The sequence below is a fragment of the Streptomyces sp. NPDC086549 genome (assembly GCF_044746205.1).
Taxonomy (GTDB): Bacteria; Actinomycetota; Actinomycetes; order Streptomycetales; family Streptomycetaceae; genus Streptomyces.
Genome location: NZ_JBIVBS010000028.1, coordinates 72,945 through 79,861, shown reverse-complemented (window position 1 = coordinate 79,861; position 6,917 = coordinate 72,945). Strand labels below are relative to the sequence as shown.

Genomic DNA, 6,917 nt, shown 5'->3' with positions numbered 1-6,917 from the left:
CACCCGACGGCAATCACTCCGCCTGCCAGCACGAGGACCGCATCACGGACTCACACCAGTACCACGACCTGCGAGTTCACGATGAAACGATCTCAATGGGAGTTCTCCGGTTGCAGACGATCGACCCGGCGACGATCTCGTGGGGGCATGTCCAGGTCCTCCTGTGGATCCTGCTGTCAGCCGTCGTGGCCATCGGGATCGTCCTGGTCGTCGCCCGGCGCCTGGTGCCGAGCCGCTCGGCGTCGTCGGACAGCATTGTCCGCAGCTGGGTCGCCATGGCACTCGTCACCGGCCTGGTGGCGTTCTGCGCGGTGGCCTTCGCTGTACGGGACACCAACCTCCGGAGCACACTGATCGGAGCGCTCGCCGCGGCCGTCGGGTCGGCGGTGGCCTTCTACTTCTCGGGCAAGGCCGCCGAGGATGCCCGTAAGGATGTGCTCAGTGCCGCGTTCGGGGGCCGGGAAGTGGTTCCTGACCTGGTGAAATGCACATGGGATCAGGCGGCCGGGAAGCTGGGAGCGACCACGCTGAAGCTTGAGCTGGCACCCGACTCGGGTCCGTCCGTGGCTCCGGCCACCATTTCCCGCCAAGACCCCGCCAAAGGAGCGACCGTTCCCAGAGGCACGGCGGTGAAGGTGACGTTCCCTTGATCTCAGACGGGGCAACGGCATGAACTGACGCCTCCTTCAAATATCTTCGAAGCGTCACTAGAGATCTTTAATGGATGGGGTTACGGCGGTTGGAGGTCGAGCCCTGTCTTGGCGATGAGGTTGTCGATGAGGCGGGGGCGGTACTGCATGCGTTTCAGCCGGGTCTTCACCAACGTGGTGAGCTGGTCGAGGCTGTGTTTGGCGAGGTTGGCCAGGGACCTCTTCTGGGGCGACCACACGCCCTCGACGGGGTTGAGCTCGGGAGCGTACGGCGGTAGCTGGTAGACGGTCAGCCATTATCGGGCGGCGATCAGCTCGTGCATGGTGCGGATGATGTGGGTGTTCAAGTTGGCCCGCACCAGGACGATGGGGCCGCCGAGCAGTTGGTGTGGGGCATCGAGCAGGCGGGCGTAGATCGGTCTCGCTGAAGCCTTTGCGACGGCCCTTGGCGGGGCCGCGGTCGAGGTGAATACGGTAGATGAGCCTGGGGCCGGTGGCCGGCTTTGGTGCAGGTCAGCGCCACCATCGACACACGTTTGGTGCCTGCGGCGGTGACCCGTACCACCGGGGTGCGGTCCCGGCGGCCCCAGACGTGGCCCTTGGGTGGCCTCAGGCCCCTGGTCGGCTTCGTCCTCGAAGCAGACCCAGGCGCCCAGGTCCGCCGCCCTCTTTTTATGACGGGCCACTGCTCGTCCTTCCAGGCGGCGATCTTCGCCTCGTCCCGCTCGGTGGCCCTGCGGGAGGGGACCTGCACGCTCCAGCCGATGCGGTGCAGCAGCAGGTCGAGACCGGCCAGGGTGTTCTCGACGCTGAACCGGCGGCGCACGATCTCAGCGATCCGGGCCAACGTCCAACACTGGTCGGACCAGCCCGAAGCGGCCGGGTCGGCATCCAACACCGTTCCAAGCACATGGAGTTGTCCCGCTTCGAGCCTGCAGCGGGCCCCGCCGGGTTACTTGGAGGCCAGGGCCTGCCGCCCCCCTGAAGCCAACGCCCGCCGCCAGCGGTTCGCCGACATCCGAGTCACCCTGAAGCGTCGGGCCACCTCCCGGTCACTTGCCCCGGCCTCGGCCGTCGATCCACCGCTATCGGGATACCTCATTCTCCCGGCATAGCGCGGCCCACGGCGGCTGTCATGGGTCGCGCTTCGCCGCGTGGTGTAGGCCGTGAGCATCTCTGCGGGGGATCCGGTACAGCACACAGCGGCGAAGCGGCCCCTCGGGCACGCTCGGATCCTCGAAGTCGTCGGCCGGATCCCGGGTCATGCCGATCCGGCGCATCACTGCCTGGGAACGAAGGTTGTGGACGGTCGTCGATGCCACCACTTCCGGCAGCCCGAGGGCCTCGAATCCGAAAGCCAGGCAGGCCAGGGCGGCTTCGGTGGCGTAACCGTGACCCCACGCCGAACGCATCAACCGCCAACCGATATCCACCCCCGTGAACGGCATGTCCTCGCCCACCTCGTCCAAGCCGGCACGACCGATGAACTCACCAGTCTCCCGTGCTTCGAGCGCCCACCACCCAAAGCCTCGCTCGTCAAACTCGGCCTGCATGAGTGCCACCGCGGCATTGCTTTGCTCCCGCGTCAGCAGTTCCCCCAGGTGTTCTCGGACTTCAGGATCGGCGTTCATAGCCGCCCACGGTCCGAGGTCGGACTCTCGCCACCGGCGGAGCTGAAGACGATCGGTTCGCAGCTCTGGCATGCCAGTCAGCCAACCCGATCAAGATCAGGATGTCGATCGGTTATGTCGAACCCTACGGCGCCGTCCATGCCAGACCCGCTGCGCAGATCCCCAGAAACGGCCTACACCACCCGGCGGGACACCATCCCGTCACGACCCGAAGCAACCCGCACCAGTAAAGGCCTCTAGTTGGTGGTGGAAACAGCCGGTGCCGCGCCGGACTCCATTGGCGGGAATTCGATGCCGGGGCGAAAATGGGGGAGAGGCGAGCGGCGTCGTCGCGCGACGTTCGCGATTCTCACGACCTCGAACGAGGCGTTTCCTCTTGGCTTTCCACGTGACGCGTCCTGTCGCCCTGAGGCTCTTCAAGGAATTGTGCCACCATCTTGGTGAGGGCTGTCATGGCGGCGATGGCGGCTTCCACGGAGGCTTCGGCGGGCGTCGGCCCTCCGGCGGGGGCCGGGCCTTCGACGGAGACCGACCCGCGGCCCGCATGGCCCCAGTCCCGGCCCGCATGGCCCCAGTCCCGGCCCGCATGGGCCAGGCCCGGGCAGGCAGCTGGACCCCGGCCCGCCAGACGGCGAGGACGTCGCCATGGGCCCTTCCGGGTGGTGCGGCCAGCGGGCATGTTCGTGGTCTCGACGGCGTTGGGCAGAGTGGGGTCGGTCGCGCGGTCTGAGCAAGGTCATGGGCTTGGGCGCGCAGTGTCCGGTGGGCGTGATCGGCCCCCACCATCTGCGCGTACGCGGACGCATGGTGTGGCCACGGGCACCTTTGGATCACTGTGTGGAGGTAGGAGATGGTCAGCCCGCGAGCCTGTTTGCGCGCTGAGCTGAGCACCGCATCGAGCCACGATACTTTCTCCGCGTGCTGGGCAGGGTCGGGAGCAAGCACTGAGCGGATCGCGGCGAACATGACGGCCTGCACGGCGGCGGAGAACGCCTCGGGGCCGATGCCCGTCACGTTGCCCAGGCGCCACGGCTCCAGGAGTAGCGCGCCGAGGAGCGCCTGCTCCGCGTAGAACACACGCTGTGGTGGCGGAATGGTGTCGAGGTAGTCCTCGTCAGGCTCGCGGGTGCGGGGCATCAGGTATCCAGAGCGAAGTCGTCGGGAGTGAATGGCGCATGCAGGTGCGGGGCGAGGAGGTGGGCGGCGAGCAGCGGAGGCGCTGCGTTGCCGATCTGGGAGAAATGCTGACCCTTGTTGCCGGCCCATGGGTGGGGCACCGGAAAGCTCTGCAGAATGCCCGCTTCCCGGGCAGTGATCCGGATCGGCTTCGGCACTGCCGTTGATTCGGCGTTCTGTGGTTGTGCGGCGGCGGGTTCGGTGATTCAGGTGCACTCGTTGGAGCGGTGTCCGAAGAACAGCGTTCCCGCTGGCTCGGTCGCCGACCGAATGGTGGCGTTGGCGTGATTGTTGCTGCGCAAGGACCACTTCCAGTGGGTGACCTTGCTGGTGAAGGCGGGCGTTGGCTTGTGGGTGGGAGTGGCGGCACGGGTACCTTGCCGGGCGGTCCAGTTCGTACCGCGCGTCTGGGGTTCGAGTACCGCATGAGTGCCGGTGTGCTGGGGCTGCCTGTGGCCGCGGACGCGAGGGTGAGAGTCTGGCGGGAGCCGGATGGGAACGGCTCGGGCCCGCCTCCAGGGCCGCCGCTGGCACGGGCCGTCGGTCCGGCCCCAGCCGAGCGTCTCGGCCATGCTGACCCAGCGGGCGCGGCCGGGCCCGAACAGCGATTGCGGCTCGGGCACTTGGGTGTGGGGTGGTGGGGGTGGCTGAGTGGGCGGAACTGGGAGGCGAGCAGGATCGCCTTCTGCCGGGTCAGCGGTACGCCGTAGTCGGCGGCGGTGAGGATGCCGCACGACACGGAGCAACCCCCAGGACCGCAGTACGGCCGCGTACTGTTTCCACAGTGGCAGAACGCCCGGTACTTCCTCCATGGCGACCCACTCCGGCTCGCCATCCCTGTTCAGGGTGACCCTCGAACTCCCGGCCCAGCGCGCCGGGATGAGCGCGCGCTCTTCGGCAGGCGATGCCGTGACCAGACCGGCGCGACGCCGCCGCAGCCGTTGTTGCGGGCTCGGATCCGTCGCGCGCAGCTCCTGCTGAAGAGCACCGACGACACCATCGATCGCGCGGCGGACCAGGTGGGCTTCGGGTCCCTGAGGGCCTTTCGGGAATGCTTCAAGCGGGTCGTCGGAACCTCCCCGCAGAGCTCCGGGTGGCCTCCGCGCTCGAGAATAGGTTTGAAAGGCCAGCGGGCTGAGTGCCGCGCCGGCACCGAGGCCGTCGGTGGCCAGGCGCGCGCAGCTGTCGCCGCCATGGCGGCGACTGCCCGTAGCACGCGCGGGAACCCGAGGCTGCGTCTTACGAGATGTCCGGACCGGCCAGCACCCATCCGGTTGGTCAGCTGATCGAATCGGCCCCATCGCGAGCTGGCGAGAACCCGTTGAGTGGTGTCACAAACGCCACTGGGATCAGGCACCTTCCAGGCCTAGCGTAAAGGGAGGAATTAGGCCCCTGACGACACTGACCTTCCCCCTGAGAGACCTGCAGATGCACGTTCAGATTGTCTTGTTCGATGGTTTCGACCCGCTCGATGTGATCGCCCCCTTCGAAGTCCTCTATGCCGGCGGCTCCGCCAGCAACGGCGCCGTGACCGTGGAACTGGTCTCCGCCGAGGGCCCCCGGGAGGTAATCAGCGGCACCGGTGCCCTGGCGCTGCGCGCCACCGCCGCCCTGGCCCCGGACCGTCCCGGCCTGGTACTGGTCCCCGGGGCCTCCGGCCGAGTCGGCGAGACCGGGGAGATGCCCGACCAGGAGGCATGCGATGAAGGCGAGTGGCGACAGGACGAGTTCATCCCCATCCTGCTCGGCCGGACGCTCACTACGGAACTGCCCGCCCTTCTCAAGGCGGCCATGGACAACCCGCAGATCACCATGACCGCCGTCTGCGGCGGCTCCCTGGTGCTTGCGATGGCCGGACTGATCGAGGGCCGACACGCCACCACCCACCACATGGGCCTGGACATGCTGGAGGCGACCGGTGTCCACGCCGTGCGCGCCCGCGTGGTTGATGATGGCGACCTGATCACCGGCGCCGGCGTCACCTCCGGCTTGGACCTGGGCCTGTACCTGCTCGAACGCGAGATCGGCCCGCAGATCGCCCACGCCATCGAGGGACTCTTCGCCCATGAGCGGCGTGGCACAACCTGGCGCGCCCACGGTCCTGCCCCCGTGGCCCTCTGAATCCCGGACTACCTCCACAAGCAAGGAGCAACTACCTCATGGACATCGAAGGAACCTGGGACCTGGCAATTGCCACACCCATCGGGCGAATCAGGCCCGTCATCGAGCTGAGCCGCGAAGACGGGCAGCTGACCGGGATCGCACACGGCCTGGGTGAGGAGGTCCCCCTCCAGGACATCGCCCTCGACGGTGACACACTCACTTGGAAGCAGGCCGTCACCAAGCCCATGCGCGTGAACCTTGCGTTCACGGTTGCTATGGACGGCGACACCCTCGTCGGCACGTCCAAGGCCGGACGTCTCCCCGCCTCCAAGGTCACCGGCCGGCGCCGAGGCAGAGATCTCCCAGTGACACTCAAGCGTACTGCCCGGTGAGGGACAGCCGCTTGGCCTGAAGTGCCTTACTGCCAGGCGGTTTAGAGGAGCTGACACAATGCCTGGACTCGCCTGTAGGTGATCACACAGCAGGCGGGCTTCAGGAACGCCTCGTGGATGTCGTCGTGGATCTCTCAGCGGGTCCGTAGCCGTCGGAAGCCGTGGATCCACGCGTTCGTTCGCTCGGCTACCCAGCGGGCCGAGCCCAGGCCGGAGCCGTGCGGAACTCCGCGTCGGGCGATGACCGGCTTGATGCCGCGCTTCCACAGGAGCCGACGGTACTTGTCGAAGTCGTAGCCCCGGTCGGCGAACAACTGCCGCGGCCGGTGACGGGGGCGACCGGTCACTCCGCGGATCCGCGGGATCGCGTCGAGCAGGGGCAGCAGTTGGGTGATGTCGTGGCGGTTGCCACCGGTCAGGGTGATGGCGAGCGGGGTGCCGCCTGCGTCGGTGATGACGTGGTGCTTCGAGCCGGGCCGGGCACGGTCGACCGGGCTCGGCCCGGTTTTGGGCCGCCCCGACGGGCCTGGTGGTGGGAGCCGTCGATCACCGCCCGGGACCAGTCCAGCTTCCCGGCACGGTGCAGCTCGGTCAGCAGCACCTGGTGCAGCCGGTCCCACACCCCGGCCTCGGGCCAGTCCCGCAGCCGGCGCCAGCACGTCATCCCGGACCCGAAGCCGAGCTCCTGCGGCAGCCACTCCCACTGGATCCCGGTGTGCAGCATGAACAGGATGCCTTGCAGGCAACCACGGTCGTCCAGTGGCAGCCGGCCGGGATGGCGCGGACGCCGCTGCCTGACCGGCAGCAACGGTTCGATCCGCCCCCACAGGTCATCCGGCGCCATCCACGGAGGACCGTTCCCCTTCCCCATGACTCGTTCAACGAGCCAGCCAGGAAGGGGGTATGGCTACGACCAGGCTACCTATTAGGTGCTCTAACTCCCGCAGCTGACGGCCTGGAAAATA

Annotated in this window: 8 protein-coding genes and 3 pseudogenes; 4 read left to right on the top strand and 7 right to left on the bottom strand. The window is 67.8% G+C overall.

Annotated features, from left to right (window positions below):
• Positions 1 to 650, top strand: a 650-nt coding sequence (locus tag ACIPSA_RS47250) for a PASTA domain-containing protein (RefSeq protein ID WP_402647405.1), incomplete at its 5' end; no start/stop codon positions are given.
• Between the two features lie 80 nt (positions 651 to 730).
• Here the strand turns inward: ACIPSA_RS47250 and ACIPSA_RS47245 are convergent.
• The 6 genes and pseudogenes from ACIPSA_RS47245 to ACIPSA_RS47220 all read right to left on the bottom strand — a co-directional run.
• Positions 731 to 889 carry a hypothetical protein gene (locus ACIPSA_RS47245; protein ID WP_402647402.1) on the bottom strand — a complete coding sequence of 53 codons (159 nt, stop codon included), beginning with the start codon at positions 887 to 889 and terminating at the stop codon, positions 731 to 733.
• Positions 890 to 943, bottom strand: a pseudogene (locus ACIPSA_RS47240) (DDE endonuclease); the annotation flags it as partial.
• A gap of 50 nt (positions 944 to 993) precedes the next feature.
• Positions 994 to 1,548: a winged helix-turn-helix domain-containing protein gene (locus tag ACIPSA_RS47235; RefSeq protein WP_402647399.1), complete on the bottom strand. Its 555-nt coding sequence runs from the start codon at positions 1,546 to 1,548 to the stop codon at positions 994 to 996.
• A gap of 235 nt (positions 1,549 to 1,783) precedes the next feature.
• On the bottom strand, positions 1,784 to 2,353 hold the full coding sequence (locus tag ACIPSA_RS47230) for a GNAT family N-acetyltransferase (RefSeq protein WP_402647396.1): 570 nt from the start codon (positions 2,351 to 2,353) through the stop codon (positions 1,784 to 1,786).
• A gap of 378 nt (positions 2,354 to 2,731) precedes the next feature.
• Entirely contained in the window at positions 2,732 to 3,418 is a 687-nt protein-coding gene (locus ACIPSA_RS47225) for a DnaB-like helicase N-terminal domain-containing protein (RefSeq protein WP_402647393.1), read from the bottom strand.
• Positions 3,418 to 4,302: pseudogene (locus ACIPSA_RS47220) on the bottom strand (DNA cytosine methyltransferase); the annotation flags it as partial. The gene ACIPSA_RS47225 and the pseudogene ACIPSA_RS47220, both read right to left, overlap by 1 nt.
• A gap of 96 nt (positions 4,303 to 4,398) precedes the next feature.
• On the opposite strand from ACIPSA_RS47220, the gene ACIPSA_RS47215 reads away from it, so the two are divergent.
• The 3 genes from ACIPSA_RS47215 (at position 4,399) to ACIPSA_RS47205 (ending at position 5,952) form a co-directional block, all read left to right on the top strand.
• Positions 4,399 to 4,743, top strand: coding sequence for a helix-turn-helix domain-containing protein (locus tag ACIPSA_RS47215; RefSeq protein WP_402647426.1), 345 nt, complete (start codon positions 4,399 to 4,401; stop codon positions 4,741 to 4,743).
• A 142-nt stretch (positions 4,744 to 4,885) separates the two neighbouring features.
• Positions 4,886 to 5,578, top strand: coding sequence for a DJ-1/PfpI family protein (locus ACIPSA_RS47210; RefSeq protein ID WP_402647390.1), 693 nt, complete (start codon positions 4,886 to 4,888; stop codon positions 5,576 to 5,578).
• A 38-nt stretch (positions 5,579 to 5,616) separates the two neighbouring features.
• Positions 5,617 to 5,952: a hypothetical protein gene (locus ACIPSA_RS47205; protein ID WP_402647387.1), complete on the top strand. Its 336-nt coding sequence runs from the start codon at positions 5,617 to 5,619 to the stop codon at positions 5,950 to 5,952.
• Between the two features lie 41 nt (positions 5,953 to 5,993).
• Here ACIPSA_RS47205 and ACIPSA_RS47200 read toward each other — a convergent pair.
• Positions 5,994 to 6,796: pseudogene (locus tag ACIPSA_RS47200) on the bottom strand (IS5 family transposase).
• Between the last annotated feature and the right edge of the window lie 121 nt (positions 6,797 to 6,917).